At 33.6% G+C, this 17,836-nt stretch carries 17 protein-coding genes; 16 read left to right on the top strand and 1 reads right to left on the bottom strand.

All coding sequences use genetic code 11. From position 1 onward, the window contains the following. The first annotated feature begins 248 nt into the window (after positions 1-248). From J2S19_RS19880 to J2S19_RS19920, 9 genes are all read left to right on the top strand, one after another. Positions 249-1,310: a YpbB family protein gene (locus tag J2S19_RS19880; protein WP_307345523.1), complete on the top strand. Its 1,062-nt coding sequence runs from the start codon at positions 249-251 to the stop codon at positions 1,308-1,310. Then, entirely contained in the window at positions 1,307-2,803 is a 1,497-nt protein-coding gene (locus J2S19_RS19885; protein ID WP_307345525.1) for a RecQ family ATP-dependent DNA helicase, read from the top strand. The genes J2S19_RS19880 and J2S19_RS19885 overlap by 4 nt, the downstream gene beginning before the upstream one ends. 7 nt (positions 2,804-2,810) lie before the next feature. Then, positions 2,811-3,410 (top strand): CPBP family intramembrane glutamic endopeptidase, encoded by a 600-nt coding sequence (locus J2S19_RS19890; RefSeq protein ID WP_307345527.1) that lies wholly within the window; start codon positions 2,811-2,813, stop codon positions 3,408-3,410. Beyond that, the gene (locus J2S19_RS19895) at positions 3,403-4,080 is read left to right on the top strand and encodes a LysM peptidoglycan-binding domain-containing protein (RefSeq protein WP_307345530.1); all 678 of its coding nucleotides are present in this window, start codon (positions 3,403-3,405) and stop codon (positions 4,078-4,080) included. The genes J2S19_RS19890 and J2S19_RS19895 overlap by 8 nt, the downstream gene beginning before the upstream one ends. A 136-nt stretch (positions 4,081-4,216) precedes the next feature. Further along, entirely contained in the window at positions 4,217-4,621 is a 405-nt protein-coding gene (locus tag J2S19_RS19900) for a YpbF family protein (RefSeq protein WP_307345533.1), read from the top strand. 408 nt (positions 4,622-5,029) lie between these two features. Further along, on the top strand, positions 5,030-5,815 hold the full coding sequence (locus J2S19_RS19905) for a metallophosphoesterase (protein WP_307345536.1): 786 nt from the start codon (positions 5,030-5,032) through the stop codon (positions 5,813-5,815). 691 nt (positions 5,816-6,506) lie between these two features. Beyond that, the gene (locus J2S19_RS19910; RefSeq protein WP_307345539.1) at positions 6,507-7,097 is read left to right on the top strand and encodes a genetic competence negative regulator; all 591 of its coding nucleotides are present in this window, start codon (positions 6,507-6,509) and stop codon (positions 7,095-7,097) included. A 395-nt stretch (positions 7,098-7,492) separates the two neighbouring features. After that, a complete protein-coding gene (locus J2S19_RS19915; protein WP_307345542.1) occupies positions 7,493-8,764 on the top strand; it encodes a Glu/Leu/Phe/Val family dehydrogenase in 1,272 nt (423 codons plus the stop codon). Positions 8,765-9,122: 358 nt separating this feature from the next. Next, on the top strand, positions 9,123-10,097 hold the full coding sequence (locus J2S19_RS19920; protein ID WP_307345546.1) for a YpdA family putative bacillithiol disulfide reductase: 975 nt from the start codon (positions 9,123-9,125) through the stop codon (positions 10,095-10,097). 44 nt (positions 10,098-10,141) lie between these two features. Here J2S19_RS19920 and J2S19_RS19925 read toward each other — a convergent pair whose 3' ends face one another. Continuing rightward, a complete protein-coding gene (locus tag J2S19_RS19925; protein WP_307345549.1) occupies positions 10,142-11,110 on the bottom strand; it encodes an asparaginase in 969 nt (322 codons plus the stop codon). Between the two features lie 587 nt (positions 11,111-11,697). Here J2S19_RS19925 and prsW point away from each other — a divergent pair. The 7 genes from prsW (at position 11,698) to J2S19_RS19960 (ending at position 17,793) form a co-directional block, all read left to right on the top strand. After that, positions 11,698-12,351: a glutamic-type intramembrane protease PrsW gene (prsW, locus tag J2S19_RS19930; RefSeq protein WP_307345552.1), complete on the top strand. Its 654-nt coding sequence runs from the start codon at positions 11,698-11,700 to the stop codon at positions 12,349-12,351. A gap of 254 nt (positions 12,352-12,605) precedes the next feature. Next, positions 12,606-13,820 carry a spore cortex-lytic enzyme gene (gene sleB / locus J2S19_RS19935; protein ID WP_370875183.1) on the top strand — a complete coding sequence of 405 codons (1,215 nt, stop codon included), beginning with the start codon at positions 12,606-12,608 and terminating at the stop codon, positions 13,818-13,820. A gap of 15 nt (positions 13,821-13,835) precedes the next feature. Further along, entirely contained in the window at positions 13,836-15,185 is a 1,350-nt protein-coding gene (gene ypeB / locus J2S19_RS19940; protein WP_307345558.1) for a germination protein YpeB, read from the top strand. 255 nt (positions 15,186-15,440) lie between these two features. After that, complete coding sequence (locus J2S19_RS19945) at positions 15,441-16,103, top strand: flagellar brake protein (protein WP_307345565.1); 663 nt, start codon at positions 15,441-15,443, stop codon at positions 16,101-16,103. Between the two features lie 78 nt (positions 16,104-16,181). Further along, the gene (locus J2S19_RS19950; protein WP_307345568.1) at positions 16,182-16,358 is read left to right on the top strand and encodes a YpfB family protein; all 177 of its coding nucleotides are present in this window, start codon (positions 16,182-16,184) and stop codon (positions 16,356-16,358) included. 183 nt (positions 16,359-16,541) lie between these two features. After that, positions 16,542-17,213 (top strand): (d)CMP kinase, encoded by a 672-nt coding sequence (cmk, locus tag J2S19_RS19955; RefSeq protein WP_307345570.1) that lies wholly within the window; start codon positions 16,542-16,544, stop codon positions 17,211-17,213. A 4-nt stretch (positions 17,214-17,217) separates the two neighbouring features. Continuing rightward, positions 17,218-17,793, top strand: coding sequence for a lysophospholipid acyltransferase family protein (locus J2S19_RS19960; protein WP_307345572.1), 576 nt, complete (start codon positions 17,218-17,220; stop codon positions 17,791-17,793). Positions 17,794-17,836 lie beyond the last annotated feature (43 nt).

Consider the following 17,836-nt stretch of genomic DNA (forward strand, 5'->3'; position numbering starts at 1 on the left):
AACTTCTGTAATCCATAACAGTGTAAATCATTCAATTACTATCATATCACTATTTTGTAAAATATGTTTGATAAATTTAGAACATTATGCAAACAAACTTCCAAATTGTAGTTAAGGATAACATATTTCTGAAAAAATCGATATGGTAATGACACATAAAATATATAATATTCTAAACGTATTGAACAAATTAATTTGTTAAAATAGAAGAAGATACTCGAATATTGTATAATACTGCAGGTGATGAGATGAACGACGGATATTTACGTTTTATTGTATTGTTGTGTTTTCAACAATTTAAAGGGGAGAGGTCGCCCTCCGCTATTTATCATTTACTTAAAGGGAAAAAATCTTCACAAACAATTCAAGATGGTAAACTTTTTAACCTTTCATTTTTGTTTGGGCTTTTTCCTAGTACAACTAAAACAATAATAGAAGCAATATGTAAGGGATTATTAGCTGATGAGCTCTTATCATTTAAGGAACACCAACACTATATTGTGACAGATAGGGGCAATGAATATATAGAAAGATATAATAAAGAAAAGCCATTACCAGGTCATCTAGACGGATGGAAATATGGTGATTTGTCGAGATTATATTGGCGCAGGTATTCTTTACTTGTACAAGTACTTTCTAACATTTCTTATAAACAAACATCATATTTACCGATAACAAAAAACCAAGAAGATTTACAATGGGTAAAAAAATTTATTAGTGGAATAGGTGAACGAAAGCAAAAAATAATTGATGACCTATACTCTGAGACGTACTTTGCTTTAAAGCAATTAACCAATTTAGAAGCTGAAATTTTCGTGAAGAAATTGACAGCCAGCTACCGTGTTGGAGATACATTTGAACAAATTGCAATAAAACAAAGAGAAGACCCTGTATATATTTATTTAATGTTTTGGAATGTTAATCACGTACTTATTAAAAACATTCAAAACACACCCGAACATTTTCCGATGTTTGTAAAGATAATAGAGGACCGGATGCAGCAAAATTATGTTACAAATTCTACAAAAGTCACTTACTCTTTCTTACAAAAGGGACTTGATATATCACAAATAGCAGCTACACGCGGTTTGAAAGAAAGTACGATTGAAGACCATGTTGTTGAGCTTACACTTCATTATCCAAATTTTCAACCTGATCCGTTTATTACAACAGAAGACTTTTTGCTAATTAATGATGCAATTGATTCGCTACAAACACATCGCTTAAAACAGGTTAAAGAATATTTTCAACATAAATATAGTTATTTTCAAATTCGACTTGCTTATGCTTTGAAAGGAAGAAACAGATGAATAAGCAACTAATGACGATTTTAAAAACACGGTTTCATTTGGATAGTTTTCGGGTTGGACAACAAGAGATTATTGAATCAGTACTTAATGGAAATGACGTTGTCGCGATGTTGCCGACAGGTGGTGGTAAATCCCTATGCTATCAATTACCCGGTTATATTTTAAAAGGTCCAATATTAATTGTTTCACCTTTACTCTCTTTAATGGAAGACCAAGTTGAGCAAATCAAACTGAGAGGAGAAAAAGGTGTTGTTGCTTTAAATAGTACGTTATCGTTTGAAGCAAGGACAAAATTGCTAAAGTCTTTAAGTGCTTATCGTTATATTTATGTTTCCCCTGAGATTTTACAATCTGACCATATTTTACGGGCTTTAAAAAATATTAGTATTTCATTATTTGTAGTTGATGAGGCTCATTGTATTTCACAATGGGGTCATGATTTTCGATTAGATTATTCGAGATTAGGCGAAATTCGAAAACAATTAAACAATCCTTCCTGTCTAGCATTGACGGCAACTGCAACAAAGGAAGTGCTAAATGATATCCAACAAATTTTATATTTTCAAGATAAGTGTGAAACGTTTATTTACTCTGTTGACAGACCGAATATAGCTTTAGCTGTTGAGAGAATGAAATCCGTAAGTGATAAGATGAAAAGAATTCAATATTTGGTAAAGTCGTTAGAAGGACCTGGGGTTATTTATTGTTCTAGTAGATTATCAGCTGAACGGATTGCTGAGGATTTAATTAATGCTGGAATAGAAGGTGTAGCTTATTATCATGGTGGGATGGACCCAGAACAAAGAATACTAATTCAACAACAGTTTTTATACAATCAATTGCAAGTTGTATGTTGCACAAATGCATTTGGTATGGGAATAAATAAACAAAATATTCGATTTGTTATTCATTATCACTTTCCTTCCCAAATAGAATCATATATGCAAGAGATTGGCAGGGCTGGGAGAGATGGATTACCTAGTCTTGCGATTACATTACTTACAAATAGTGATTATGATATCCCAAAGTCATTAGTTGAGTCAGAGTTTCCGTCATATAATACGTTGTCTCAAACTGTACACTATCTGTATAACAATCAACAAGAGAAATTATCAATGATAGATATCATGGAAAAGTGTCAACTGACTGAAACACAGTGGCGATATATAGATAAAAATCTTAACCGTCTAATTGATAACGTGGAGAACCTAGAAGAACTTATATCAAATATCTGGTCCGAGATTGAAAAAAGACTAGTTGTGAAACATAATAAACTAAATTTAATGTTTGATTGGCTCAATACCACAAAATGCAGGCGACAGAAATTACTCGCTTATTTTGGTGAATCACTAACCAATCATGAAAAAGTAAATTGTTGTGATAATTGTGGTCTAGAATATAATAGCTTTGAAGGGAATACACATAATCAGAGTGTAAGATATACATTGAACTGGAAAGAAGAGTTAAAAATGATTTTTAATAAAAGTGAGTGAATCCTTCTTGTTAAAAAAACAAAGCGAACAAATTAAAGAATTAACAGATAAAGAAATAGTAATTAGCTTATATATGACCCAGTTGCTGATTTTTGTATTTTCTTGTATATTATCCTTATTTTTATTCAATAGTTATAATGAGTTCAAGGTAATGTGGGATTTATCTAGTGTGAAGGTTATTTATTACGGTGTTTCCGTTGCTGCAATCGTTATTGTAATTGATTATGTACTTATGAAGGTTCTACCTGTACATTTACTTGATGACGGTGGTGTGAATGATAAAATTTTCAAGAACCGCAGTATTCCACATATAGTAATTTTAACAGGCATTATCGCCATATCAGAAGAGTTCTTATTTAGAGGGGTAATTCAAACAAATTATGGAATCTGGATAGCTAGTATTATTTTTGCCCTTCTTCATTTTAGATATGTAACAAAGTGGGTTTTGTTCACGCTAGTAATATCAATTAGTTTTCTACTTGGAATTGTTTACGAGTTAACAGATTCATTGTATACGACGATATTGGCTCATTTTATAATCGATTTAGTTTTTGCTATTCAAATTAGGCTTAAGTTTATCAAAGGGGTGAGGAACAACAATGAGTGATTACGATAGAAACCCTGACCAAGCAGAAAATTTACGAACGAGAATGATCGATGATTTTAAAGAAGTAAATGGTGAATATCCACCAAGAAGTGAAGTACACAAAGATAAAGAAAAGAAGACGAATGTTAAATTAAGGTATCCATTAATTAGCCTATTAGCAGGACTTTTTATTCTTTTACCTATATTAGTATTGACGATATCTTTATACTATTCACAACAAGGTAATGAACGAGGAAACAATAATAACGATAGTGACAACAAGGTATATTACACGAATGACTCGGAAGACGAATCAGAAAGTCTATTAGAACAGATGCCTACAGAAGAAAAAGAGGTAACTTCTTCTGAAAGTGAAGACGATTCAGGGAAAAATAACATTCTTGAAGATGGGGCTAAAAATGAACAATTAGAGAAAATAACAAAACAAGAGCAAGAAGTTGAGCAACGGTCCCCAGAAGAAGATGATGAAATTGTTAATGAAAATCCAGAAGTTGAAGTAAATGAGAGCGGCAAAGTGTTAACACACACAGTTTCTTCTGATGATACACTCTTCAAAATTGCTATAAAGTATTATAATAGTCGTGCTGGTGAGGATATTATTCGGAAATATAACGGTTTGAATGGTGATGAAATATTTGTCGGTCAAAAATTAAAAATACCTCTTCAATAGTAGCTAACAACCTCAGTTATCATAACTAAGTGGACGAACTCATACATTGTAATAACAATGACTTGAGGGGAAGTGAGTTGCTATCGAGACACATATCAAGCTCCTAAGGGACCATACTGATGAGCCGACAAAAAAAATGCTCCAAAACTTAGTTGAAAGAAAGCGCAAATATGAAATGTACAAAAAAAAGTGTTTTAATACACAATTTGTTACGTTTATTGCTTTAATGACTTATGTTGTATATTTATATATGTTTATTATTAAACCAACAGGTGGAGAAATACCTGTAATTTTTCATACGATTTTTAGTGGGTCCCATCATACATTTATTGCATTATTAATTGTTAGTGGATATGCAACGGCACAATATTTCAAAAAGAAGGAGGACAAAGCAGAAACGGAATTTAATAATTTAAGGTGTGAGGTAATCAGAAAGAGTGCGGAGTTATGGCAAAAGCCCTCGCAATGGCAAAATAGGCATGAAGTGTTTACGATGATGAAATCTGAATATGACATAAACTTATTTCATGAGAGCAAGTAGATGGATTTTAGATGGATTTTAGGAGTGGCTGACTTATAGTTGTGTCAGCCACTTTGTAGAATGACATGTAATGATATGTTGAAATCCGCACATTTTACTTGTTGATTTTAAACCGGATAGTATATAAAAGGAGGTTGTTTCGTTAACCATTGTTGCTTTAAAAGGTGTTGTCGAATAAAGTTTCCTAAATTTGATTGTCGATGTACTTCCAGTTTATACGTCGGATGGGATAGCCGACGCCACTTTTCGAAACCAACAGTGTAAATGCCTGCTCTCGTCTCACCTCTCCTACATAACCCGAAGGAGCCTGGAATCTGCTGCAACAAAATGGTTAAAATGGTTAGAGTAATAAGGCACAACCTTCTAGAGAAAACCCTAAATAAATGATAGAACTAAACGGATGGATAGGTGAGTTTTTTGATTGTTTTAATGGTTTTAATAATTTGTTGTGTGTGCATCTTATTAGGTTTTTTTATGTATTTAAAGGCAAAAGAGAATCATTTAACAACACATACATTTACTTTTCAAAATCTTCCGCATAGTTTTTCCCCTTTAAAAATTTTATTTATTTCTGATATTCATCGGCGGGTAGTTTCTGAAGAATTATTGTCAAAAGTTCCACCTTTTATCGATTTAGTCATAATTGGCGGAGATTTAACGGAAGCGGGTGTTCCGTTTGAACGAGTAGAAGAAAATTTGCGTATATTAACTAGCTACGGTCCAACTTATTTTGTTTTTGGAAATAATGACTATGAAGTAGGAAAAGAGTCATTAGAGAAATTGTTAAAAAAATATCAAGTTACAGTGTTAAATAATACGTCAATGCCTCTTTCATCGAATAAAGGTGAAACAATCTTCCTAATTGGTGTTGAAGATATGAATGAGGAAAGAGACTGTCTAGATTCTGCATTAAAAGGTGTATTAACGAACAGCTTCAACATATTGGTCAGTCATAATCCTAAAATTATTGATAAGTTTCCAGAAAATCACAATATCTCTCTTGTCTTAAGTGGACACGAACATGGAGGACAAATTAGATTATTTGGATTTGGTTTATATGAAAAGGGAAAGGTACATGTTTATAAAAAACTTACATTATTAATAAGTAATGGATATGGAACATCTGGTATACCACTTAGACTAGGTGCGCCAGCAGAAGCACATTACATAGAAATTACAAGTGATACTAAGTAGTGGTTTAGATTATTAAAGTTCTCAACACGACACATATTTAATATGAGGGTATGAACCATCTTTACTACTAAGTGAGTCGCTACTTCCTGTGTGAAGAGGGGAATAATATCTTTCATCATTCTTATTTAACTGCTAGTAACAAAACGACTGTTTTGATTGATTTATTTTTAGTACTAGCTTTACTTGAGGTGGGTGGTCAGCCTTATGCTATGTCAGCTACCCACTATCAAATTTTTGGACTTCATATCTCTCCATTCGATAAGTCATCATCGATTTACCTACGGGGTATCTGGATACCTATAATAGACAATGCTCCACTCTAGTTTGTGCATCGAACGATAAGTCGCCTCCACATTAAACGTCTTTGCATAAACACTCTCACCTGCGCACTCAGCAGGAATCTCCAAACACACCAACGACCCCTTGTTAAAATATAGTGCAAGAAAGCACCAGCTTTAGATATGAGTTATAACTTTCTATATGGTCGAGTTAGTCGTTTTCCTGTAATGACTTTCAAACATATAGTTTTAGATGGGCTTTCAATGTTAATCTTATGTTGGAAGTGATAATACTTGTCTAAAATGATCACACAGTGTACACTGTAAAAAATATTAGAACATATTAGAACCATTGTATATAAAATTCATATGATAATTTTATATAGAGCGTTCTGACGGCAGGAGGGTATGGGATGCGGCTAGAGCGACTGAATTACGATAAAATAAAAATTTTTTTAACAACTGATGATTTAAAAGACAGAGGTCTAACGAAAGAAGACCTATGGAAGGATTCAATTAAAGTTCATCAACTGTTCCGAGACATGATGAATGAGGCTAGTGAGGAGTTAGGTTTCAAGGCGCATGGTCCTATCGCTGTTGAGGTATATTCATTACATGCTCAAGGAATGGTTATTATCGTTACGAATTCAAACGAGGAAGATGAAGAGGATGAAGACTATTCAGATGATTATATTGAGATGCAAGTTAAATTAGATGAAAATCTCGATATTATTTATGAATTTGATACATTTGAAGATATTATTCAATGTGCTGCTTGTTTAAAGCAACAAGAGATAGAAGTAGGCATGCTCCTTTCATTTAATGGAAGGTATTTCCTATTATTTAGTGATAATGAAATATCAAATCTTGATGATTTTGTCGCAATATTAGCAGAGTATGGAAGTCCTTCAACATTAACCGTACATCGATTAAAAGAATATGGCAATATGATTATGAATGAATATGCGATAAGAGAGATCTATAAATATTTCATTAAAGGTTGATTTTATTTCTTCATCCTTGCAAAGAGTAATCTGATTAAAGAGAGTGAATTGGCGAGAATAATGATTATGACTAGATTATTCTTACCGTTCACTCCTCAAGAAATGAACGGGGTAATGGTTAACCTTATTCGTAAATTACCCAATTACAATACATAATTATTGAATGAATTGTAACGTAAAGGAATAAAGATGATTTGTTATAATAAAGTGTAATTATAGGCTATAGTTTAAGTATATTATTAAACTGTTTTATCTTTATCGATCATGATTTAATATATCTTCTATTATTTTACAATTGTGTTTTTTGTACTTTGCATAACGTTTTATAAAGTGTATACTAATTTCTGTAGGTGGACATTCTTTATTTACTGATATGATTTAGGAGGTTAGCTTAAATGGTAGCCGAAAATAGCACCAGTGCTAAAAATGATAAACTAGATGTGTTGAAATCTACACAAACGGTGATACATAATGCTCTAGAAAAACTAGGATATCCAGAAGAAGTTTTTGAACTTTTAAAGGAACCTATGAGATTATTGACTGTAAAAATTCCTGTAAGAATGGATGATGGTTCAGTTAAAATTTTTACTGGTTATCGAGCACAACACAATGATGCAGTTGGTCCTACTAAAGGAGGAATTCGCTTCCATCCTAAAGTGACAGAAAAGGAAGTAAAAGCATTGTCGATATGGATGAGCTTAAAATGTGGGATAGTTGATTTACCATATGGTGGTGGTAAGGGCGGAATTGTTTGTGACCCAAGGGATATGTCATTTAGGGAATTAGAGAGATTGAGCCGCGGTTATGTTCGTGCAATAAGTCAAATAGTAGGTCCTACTAAAGATATTCCTGCACCAGATGTTTTCACGAACTCACAAATTATGGCTTGGATGATGGATGAGTATAGCCGAATAGATGAATTCAACTCACCTGGTTTTATTACGGGTAAACCACTTGTACTTGGCGGTTCACATGGACGCGAATCTGCAACAGCAAAAGGTGTAACAATATGTATTCGCGAAGCTGCTAAGAAAAAGGGGATAGACCTTGAGGGTGCAAAAGTAATTGTTCAAGGCTTTGGAAATGCAGGGAGCTTCCTATCTAAATTTATGCATGATGCAGGTGCAAAAATTGTTGGGATATCAGACGCTTATGGTGGACTTTACGATCCAAATGGATTAGATATAGACTATTTATTAGATAGAAGAGATAGTTTTGGTACAGTAACGAAGTTATTTAATGATACGATAACAAATAAAGAACTACTAGAACTTGAATGCGATATTTTAGTTCCAGCAGCTATTGAAAATCAGATAACTGAGGAAAATGCAAATAATATTAAAGCGAGTATAGTAGTGGAAGCGGCAAATGGTCCAACTACATTAGAAGCAACGAGAATACTTTCTGAACGAGGAATATTACTTGTTCCTGATGTATTGGCAAGTGCTGGTGGAGTAACTGTATCGTATTTTGAATGGGTTCAGAATAATCAAGGCTATTATTGGTCTGAACAAGAAGTGGAAGAAAAGCTTGAAAAAGTCATGGTTAAATCATTTAATAACATTTATGAAACAAGTCAGAATCGAAGAGTGGATATGAGACTTGCCGCGTATATGGTTGGTGTACGTAAAATGGCTGAAGCATCAAGATTTCGCGGTTGGATATAAAAGGCGAACTATTTGCATCAATATCACTAATCTTCTATCATTATTGATAGGAGATTTTTTGTGATTTACGTCAATTAAATAAAGTCCATAACAATGTATACGTAAACAACGGTTACAAAAGGATATCAATAAATGGAATGCATAATTAAAGTATGATAAATGAACAGCATTCGGTACACTAATTTCGAGACCCTATAGAGTGTATAAATCTACTAACTCTACTAATCAGTAGTTGATTAAAAATGCACACGCGACATTTATGCAAAGAGGTTCAACATAAAAAGTCTAAAATATGTCAACAGAGGAAAATATTCATCATTCATAGTAAGCAAGTTGATTACACAGGAGTGAAATAATCGTGATTATAGAAGAAACGATAATAATTGGCGGTGGCCCATGTGGGTTATCAGCTGCAATTGAAATTGCTAAACTTGGAAAAAAGCCATTGGTTATTGAAAAAGGTAATATTGTAAATGCCATATATCATTATCCTACACACCAAACCTTTTTTAGCTCAAGTGAAAAATTGGAGATAGGAGATGTTCCATTTATTACAGAAAACCGTAAGCCTGTTCGGAATCAAGCATTGGCTTATTACCGCGAAGTTGTTCGCCGTAAAGAAATTCGTATCCATTCATTTGAGAAAGTTGAAAGGGTTGAGAAAGACGAACATAAATTTATTGTCCATTCTGACAAACAGACTTACTTAGCTAACCATGTAGTAATTGCAACTGGGTATTATGACCATCCAAATTATATGAATGTTCCAGGTGAGGAACTATCTAAAGTGTTTCACTACTTCAAGGAGGCACATCCATATTTTAATAAAGATGTTGTCGTAATTGGAGGGAAAAACTCAAGTGTAGATGCAGCGTTGGAACTTGTTAAAGCAGGTGCTAATGTCACTGTTCTTTACAGAGGTAAAGAATATTCCTCGAGTATAAAACCTTGGATATTGCCAGAGTTCGAATCACTTGTACGAAATGAAACAATTAAAATGGAATTTATGGCTAACGTCCTTGAGATAAGTGAGCATTATTTAACTTATGAAGTGAATGGCCAATCGTTTACGATTAAAAATGACTTTGTATTTGCTATGACTGGCTACCACCCTAATCATCACTTTTTAAAAGAGATGGGAGTATCGATCGATGAGGAGACAGGAAGGCCAAAATATAACCCCGATACGATGGAAACGAATGTTGAAGGAATTTTTATTGCAGGTGTAATAGCCGCTGGAAATAATGCGAATGAGATATTTATTGAAAATGGTCGGTTCCACGGTAATTTGATCTGTGAAGCAATTAGAAGTAAAACGGAAACTAAAAAGTGAGACTTAGTCTCACTTTTTAGTTTATATAACGATATTTTAGTACATTAATCAGTAAATATAGATTCTAATTCAATATGGCTTGAAGTATTTTCTAAGGCAATCATTAATTTTAGTCTAGCCTTTTGGCCATTAATGCCATTACTGAAGATGACGCCTAATTCTTTTAGATGTCTTCCGCCGCCTTCATAACTATAAGTATCTTGGACGACACCGTTAAAACAGCGTGACACTAGTACAATTGGTATGCCTCTTTTTAATAGAGATGTTAATTCCGGTAATAGAGCAGGAGGAAGGTTACCTTGTCCGAGAGCTTCAATAACAAGACCATCAAGTTTTACTTCAGATACCGCCTTTAGTAAACTATCGTCCATTCCTGCGAATGCTTTCAGTAATAAAACGTTTTTATCTAAATTATTTACTGAAAGAGAACGTCCGGTTAATGGTTTGTGATGAAATAGAGCACCATCTTTATTCACGATTCCAATTGGACCGTATTGTGGACTTTGAAATGTTGCTACATTACTTGTATGAGTTTTTGTTACATTTTTCGCTGTATGAATTTCATCATTCATGACAACGAGTACGCCCATATTTTTCGCAGAGTCTGAAGTTGCAACCTTTAATGCTGATAGTAAATTGTATAATCCATCTGAACCTAATTCATTACTTGAACGCATTGCACCGGTGAGCACAACAGGTATATCAATTGTTAACGTAATATCAAGGAAATAAGCTGTTTCTTCTAATGTATCTGTACCATGAGTAATAACGACACCATTAATATCATGCTCTTTGACATTTTTTAAAATGTAATTTTTCATGTCTAACATATGTTTAGGTGTTATATGTGGCGAAGGTAAATGAAAAAGTTCGGTTGTTATAAGTACTGTATTAGGTATATCATTAATATGATCCATTAACGGATTCTTCGCATCTGGTTTTACTTCACCAGTTTTTTCATCTGATTTCATTGAAATAGTTCCACCAGTATGTATTAATAGAATGTTTTTCATTTTATGTCCTCCATGATGTATAATTATCAAAATGATTAAGTGATTTCCATTTATAGAATAACGTGTTACGATAACTAGTAATAATAAAATTATTTAGAAGTTACAACACTCTATAGTAATACAATTATGCAGTTCTCGTAAACAATGTTGCTTACAGTAAAGTTGTCAATTTGTATTCGTTAGTTACATATTAGGCAAGAAACGGTTGTGTGGTAAGACTCATAGCTATGGGCTACCCGTCCTCGCTTTACAAACTGATTAGCGTTATTGCAACTAGAGTCCTACCACTTTCATGCAACAAGCAGTAGACTCAAAACCCGCTTCTACTAACCAATTATTAAGGAGAAAAAGAATATTTTTTGAACAGGCTTTTATATTATGACTGTTTTCGAAAATATTGCTGCTTTTTACTTCCTTGTCGTTTTAGGTTGGTTTCCGTTTTAACCAATTCTTAATAAAGTCAATGCAAAAAGCAACAATCTTTTATAAATAATCTTAAATTATAAACCTTGACAATTATTTTTTAGTTAGAAAGCTTACTTTAAAGTTAAATAGCATTTATATTTTTATAGAAAAGAGGCCTGTAGATGATTGCAATTATTTCTGCAGGCATAGCCCCGGGTCTAGCATTATTATCTTACTTTTATTTAAAAGATCAGTACGAATCAGAACCGTTTTATTTGGTGCTCCGTTCGTTTATATTTGGGGCTCTGCTTGTTTTTCCACTCATGTTTATACAGTATGTATTAGAAGTAGAAAAGGTAATTTCATCTGAGTTATTATATAATTTTATTGCAGTTGGTTTCCTAGAAGAGTTTTTTAAGTGGTTTATTTTATTTTTTACAATTTATCAGCATGTTCATTTTGATGAACACTATGATGGAATTGTGTATGGTGTCTCAGTATCACTAGGATTTGCTACACTTGAAAATATTATTTATTTATTTGCTAATGGTGTTGAATATGCAATTGGTCGAGCGATGCTACCTGTTTCGAGTCATGCTCTCTTCGGTGTTATCATGGGTTATTACCTTGGTAAAGGCAAGTTTAATAAAGACAAACATAGAAAACGGTGGTTAGTATATTCATGTATATTGCCGATTTTGCTTCATTTTGCATATGATTCCATTTTAACAAGTTATACACATTGGAAATATATTATCTTACCGTTTATGCTATTTCTCTGGTGGTTTGCTTTACATAAAGCTAAAAAAGCTAGAGTACGATTATCAGATTTATAAAGCAATCTTTTAGCCACTTTTCATTTAAAGTGGTTTTTTCTGTATCTACTATTCCCCATATTGCGATAACATCATTTCGTGTATAGAAGACGTTGATCTAATTTTCCTTCATAACCTATAAAGTTTCCACATTTAAAATGGCTGAATCTGCCTTACATGCCTAAAGGATTAAATCTAATGCATAAAATACCAAAGACTACAAAAAATACGTTTAAGCATTTACAACTACTTGAGGAGGCAGCAACATGAAAAACATGCGCATTATGTTGACCGTTGTCGTCGTTTTTATTGGAACGTTCACATTTCAAGTTTTTTTAACGAAAATCCCAGAAGCACATGCTTTTTCAGAACAGACTATTCAACGAGGTGCAACGGGTAGTGATGTTATTGAATTGCAGGCAAGACTACAGTATAACGGTTATTATCATGGGCCAATCGATGGTGTCTATGGATGGAATACTTATTGGGCAGTCAGGAATTATCAGAAAATGTTCGGCTTAGAAGCAGTTGATGGCTTAGTAGGGGAGAAAACAAAAGCTATGCTTACAAAGTCATCTACATTCTATAAAGACTTTGTGAATGACCAAATAAATAAAGGAAGACGCTTTACTCATTATGGTGGTGTTCCATTATCCTTACAATCAGCACCAAGTGAACAACAAATACAACGTGCAAGGCAAGCTGCTGAACAAAGAAGAGCACAACAGGAGAAGCAATACTTAGCACAACAACAAGCAAAACAACCGCAACAAGGTGGGCAGCAGGCGAAACAACAACAAGCAAAACAACCGCAGCAAGGACAGCAGCAGGCGAAGCAACAACAAGCAAAACAACCGCAGCAAGGACAGCAGCAGGCGAAGCAACAACAAGCAAAACAACCGCAGCAAGGACAGCAGCAGGCGAAACAACAACAAGCAAAACAACCGCAACAAGGACAGCAGCAGGCAAAGCAACAACCAGCAGAACAACAGCAACAGGCGAAGCAGCAACAAACAAAACAGCCTGACCAAGGTAATCAGCAGGCAAAAAAACAAGCTACAAAGAATAATGCTAAGCAAGAAGATACAAAAGGCCCACAAAAAGATTCAACTGCAGTAAATTTACCAAATGGCTTTTCACAAAATGATATACAACTAATGGCTAATGCAGTATATGGTGAAGCACGAGGAGAGCCTTATGTAGGACAAGTAGCTGTCGCAGCAGTCATTTTAAATCGAATAAATAGTCCGACCTTTCCGAATACTGTCTCAGGTGTAATTTTCGAACCGGGTGCGTTCACTGCCGTTGCAGATGGACAAATATGGCTAACACCAAATGAAGGTGCGAAAAAAGCAGTATTAGATGCGATAAATGGTTTTGATCCTACTGGTGAAGCGATGTACTACTTTAATCCAGATACAGCAACAAGCTCGTGGATTTGGGGTAGACCACAAATTAAACGTATCGGGAAGCATATTTTCTGTAATTAGAAAGGGTGAAGACAAATGATACGTGGCATACTTATTAGTTTATTAACAGTTGCCGTAGTTGGGACTGGATATTGGGGGTATAAGGAACACCAAGAAAAAGATGCTGTATTAATACAAGCTGAAAATAACTACCAAAGAGCATTTCACGATTTAACATATCGTGTTGATCAGCTTCATGACCAAATCGGTGCAACGTTAGCTATGAATTCAAAGGATTCTTTGTCTCCGGCACTAGTTGATGTTTGGCGGCTAACTTCAGAAGCGCAATCGAATGTTGGCCAGTTACCGCTGACATTGTTACCATTTAATAAGACGGAGGAATTTCTCGCTGAGATTAGTGATTTTACTTATCGTACAGCTATAAGAGATTTAGATACAGAACCTCTCTCAGACGAGGAATATAAAAAGTTACAATCGATTTATAAACAATCTGCAGATATACAAGATGAATTACGAAATGTTCAACATTTAGTTATTGAAAATAACTTAAGATGGATGGATGTAGAGCTTGCGTTAGCTTCAGGTCAAAAACAGATGGACAATACAATTATAGATGGTTTTAAAACTGTTGAAAAAAATGTCGGGGCATATTCTGAGGCTAACTCTGGTCCAACGTTAACTTCAACTAAACAAAATACTGAAAATGGATTTACCCATTTAAAAGGGAAAGAAATTTCAAGTAATGAAGCTAAGAAAATCGCAAAGGAATTTATACAGAATAATGATGTGAAAAATGTAAAGGTAACAAAAAATGGGGAAGGATCCTCATATGAGTTTTTTAGTGTATCAATGAAAGATAAAAAAGGAGATAACGATATAAATATGGATATTACCAAAAAAGGAGGACATCCAATTTATATCGTACAGAGTCGAGAAATAAAAGATAATAAAATTAGTTTAAGTGATGCAACAAATAAAGCGAGAAAATTTTTAGAAGACCATGGTTTTAAAGATTTAGATTTGTTTGAAAGTGCACAATACGATAACACAGGAGTATTTTCATTTGTTGCACTAGATAACGGAGTAAGGATATATCCAGATGCGATTAGAATGAAAATTGCCCTAGACGATGGACAAGTAATCGGTTTCTCTGCAAGAGATTATCTTTCAGCACATAAAAAGCGAGAGATACCAAAGCCTAAAATTACAAAAGAAGAAGCAATAAAAAAACTAAATCCTAATCTCGAAGTTCAAGAAGATCGAATGGCGTTAATTATGAATGAACTTGGTGAAGAGGTATTATGTTATGAATTTTTAGGTACCATTGATAATGATTCATATCGGATATTTATTGAAGCTGAAAATGGAACAGAAGAGAAGGTAGAAAAACTAAAAAATCCTGAACCAATTTTTCAGGAGGTTTAAACTAATAAAAAGGGTGCCAAATTACATTAGTGTCTAAAAGAACCGGCAAGCATTGTTATATAAAAAGTATGTATACTATTTATATGTTTGAAAGGTCAGACACTTCTGTATTAAGTCACCCTTTTTTACTTTTTTAAAATACATAAAATGAGCATAGAACACATTGATTTAGCTATAGAATTTATTTCACTCACTCTTGCACTACCTAATAGACCATGATTTAATAAGATTAGAGATTAGGGAAAGAGTGATTTTATGTTAAATATTGGGGATGTTATTCAGCTCGAAACAAAAGGTAATGTTGTCGAAAAATTAAAATGTAAATTAGTAGAAAGAAAAGGAAACCAACTATATATCGACTATCCTATAAACATAGATACTGGTCGTTCAGCCTTTTTAATGATTGGTACAGAATTAGTCGCGTCATATATTACGAAAGACCAAATAGCATATCGATTTCAAACAGAAGTAACTGGACGTGTAAAAGATAATATTCCGATGATTTCACTAACATATCCTGGCGATGAAATGCTTGTTAAAATACAGAGAAGAGAATATGTAAGAATAGATACGAGTCTTGATGTTGCAATTCATCCTATAAGCAATGAATTTGAACCCTTTACAGCCGTTACATCTGATATTAGTGCAGGTGGAGCAGCGATTTTAGTCCAACGGAAAAATAAATTAACTGTTAACCAGGAAGTAATGGTCTGGATTTCATTACCATTTTATAATGAGCAAATTCAACATGTTAAAGTACGTGCTAAAATTATTCGATTCTTAGATGTTGATAATGAATTATTTGTAAAAATCCCTTTACAGTTTCTTAATATTGAAGAAAATGTTAGACAAACATTAATTAGGTTTTGTTTTCAAAAACAAATACAAATGAAACGCAAAGGGCTAATTGTAGAATAAAAATACCGATTTATATACATAATGGGAAAGAGAGGAAATTTACTCTCTTCATTATTGTATATAGGCGGAGATGATCGTATGAAACGATTTGAAAGAATTCTTATAAAGCTAATAGTTATCCAATTTATCGTTCTACTTTGCTCACAACTATTGATTCAGCAATCAGCAATTAAACCATATTTATCAAAGGTGGTACAATATGAAGGGGTTAATAAGCAGACGATTACAGAATGGCTTGAAACTTTTAACCAATAATGAAATACAGGTATGCGAAAACTACCTGTATTTCATTATGTATAGACCTATTAACCGCGCCTTTGTATTTTGATTGGTCAGTTGAACTAAACCTATTAAAGATACCTATATTAAAAACAACTCAAAATTACAAATAACAACTAGTATAGTCACTACTAGATTAATAGTTTACTTGGAGGATATATGAGACATAAAATATCAATAGCTATAGATGGACCAGCTGCAGCCGGGAAAAGTACAGTCGCAAAGATTATTGCAGAGCATTACGCATATATTTATATAGATACTGGAGCTATGTATCGTGCACTTACTTATAAGGCAATACAAGAAAATATTGATTTAAATAATGAACTCGAAGTTGCAAATGTACTATCATCAATCAAGATAGAACTGAAGCCTGCTAATGATGGGCAAATTGTGTTAATTAATGGTGAAGATGTAACAGACGTTATACGAACTAATCAGGTTACAAATCAAGTATCAATTGTTGCGATGCATCCTAAGGTAAGAGAGGAAATGCTGAAGAGACAAAGGCTATTGGCTAGCAATGGCGGTGTTGTAATGGATGGTCGTGATATCGGTACACATGTTCTGCCTAAAGCAGAGGTGAAAATATTTTTAAAAGCTTCTGTAGAAGAAAGAGCATTAAGGCGCCATCAAGAAAATATAAAAAAAGGGTTTGAATCAGATTTAACAAAATTAACTAATGAGATTGCAAACCGTGATAAACTTGATTCAGAAAGAGAAATTGCACCTTTGAAAAAGGCATCCGATGCAATTGAAATTGATACAACTTCAATGACAATTCAAGATGTAGTAAGAACTATAGAAAATTATATAGAAGAAAGGCTTTGATAAAATGGCTCTATATACATTTGCAAGGTCTGTTGTTGCAGGAATATTAAAACCAACTTATCGAGTTAAAGTTGAAGGGATTGAAAACTTTCCAAAAGAAGGAGGAGTCTTCCTTTGTGCAAACCATATTAGTAATTTTGACCCTCCAATTGTCGGAATCACCGCCCCTAGACAAGTTTTATTTATGGCAAAAGCCGAATTATTTAAAATACCGGTATTAAAAACTTTACTAAAAGATTTTGGTACGTTCCCAGTAAATCGTGGTGGAAGTGATCGAGAAGCATTAAGAACAGGTTTAAAAATATTAAAAGAAGGAAATGTATTAGGGTTCTTTCCTGAAGGAACTAGAAGCAAAAATGGAGAATTAGGTAAAGGTCAGTCAGGTGCAGGCTTTTTTGCTTTACGCTCTAATGCGGCAGTTGTACCTTGTGCTATCGTAGGTCCATACAAGCCATTTCACACATTGCGCGTCATTTATGGTAATCCAATAAACATGGAAGAATACCGTGCAAAGAAAATAACAACTGAAGAAATGAGTGCTATTATTATGGAAGAAATCGGCAAACTTTTAAAAAAATAAGTTGCGATTAGGACTTACTACTTGACAAAAAGTAGCATTTATT

This window comes from Metabacillus malikii (genome assembly GCF_030813355.1).
GTDB classification, from domain to species: domain Bacteria; phylum Bacillota; class Bacilli; order Bacillales; family Bacillaceae; genus Metabacillus; species Metabacillus malikii.

Bases quoted from the DNA above. Each gene is read 5' to 3' on its own strand.
- J2S19_RS19880 (WP_307345523.1), top strand. From the start codon at position 249: ATGAACGACGGATATTTACGTTTTATTGTATTGTTGTGTTTTCAACAA.
- J2S19_RS19885 (WP_307345525.1), top strand. From the start codon at position 1,307: ATGAATAAGCAACTAATGACGATTTTAAAAACACGGTTTCATTTGGAT.
- J2S19_RS19895 (WP_307345530.1), top strand. From the start codon at position 3,403: ATGAGTGATTACGATAGAAACCCTGACCAAGCAGAAAATTTACGAACG.
- J2S19_RS19900 (WP_307345533.1), top strand. From the start codon at position 4,217: ATGCTCCAAAACTTAGTTGAAAGAAAGCGCAAATATGAAATGTACAAA.
- J2S19_RS19910 (WP_307345539.1), top strand. From the start codon at position 6,507: ATGCGGCTAGAGCGACTGAATTACGATAAAATAAAAATTTTTTTAACA.
- J2S19_RS19915 (WP_307345542.1), top strand. From the start codon at position 7,493: ATGGTAGCCGAAAATAGCACCAGTGCTAAAAATGATAAACTAGATGTG.
- J2S19_RS19925 (WP_307345549.1), bottom strand. From the start codon at position 11,110: ATGAAAAACATTCTATTAATACATACTGGTGGAACTATTTCAATGAAA.
- prsW (WP_307345552.1), top strand. From the start codon at position 11,698: ATGATTGCAATTATTTCTGCAGGCATAGCCCCGGGTCTAGCATTATTA.
- sleB (WP_370875183.1), top strand. From the start codon at position 12,606: ATGCGCATTATGTTGACCGTTGTCGTCGTTTTTATTGGAACGTTCACA.
- ypeB (WP_307345558.1), top strand. From the start codon at position 13,836: ATGATACGTGGCATACTTATTAGTTTATTAACAGTTGCCGTAGTTGGG.
- J2S19_RS19945 (WP_307345565.1), top strand. From the start codon at position 15,441: ATGTTAAATATTGGGGATGTTATTCAGCTCGAAACAAAAGGTAATGTT.
- J2S19_RS19950 (WP_307345568.1), top strand. From the start codon at position 16,182: ATGAAACGATTTGAAAGAATTCTTATAAAGCTAATAGTTATCCAATTT.
- cmk (WP_307345570.1), top strand. From the start codon at position 16,542: ATGAGACATAAAATATCAATAGCTATAGATGGACCAGCTGCAGCCGGG.
- J2S19_RS19960 (WP_307345572.1), top strand. From the start codon at position 17,218: ATGGCTCTATATACATTTGCAAGGTCTGTTGTTGCAGGAATATTAAAA.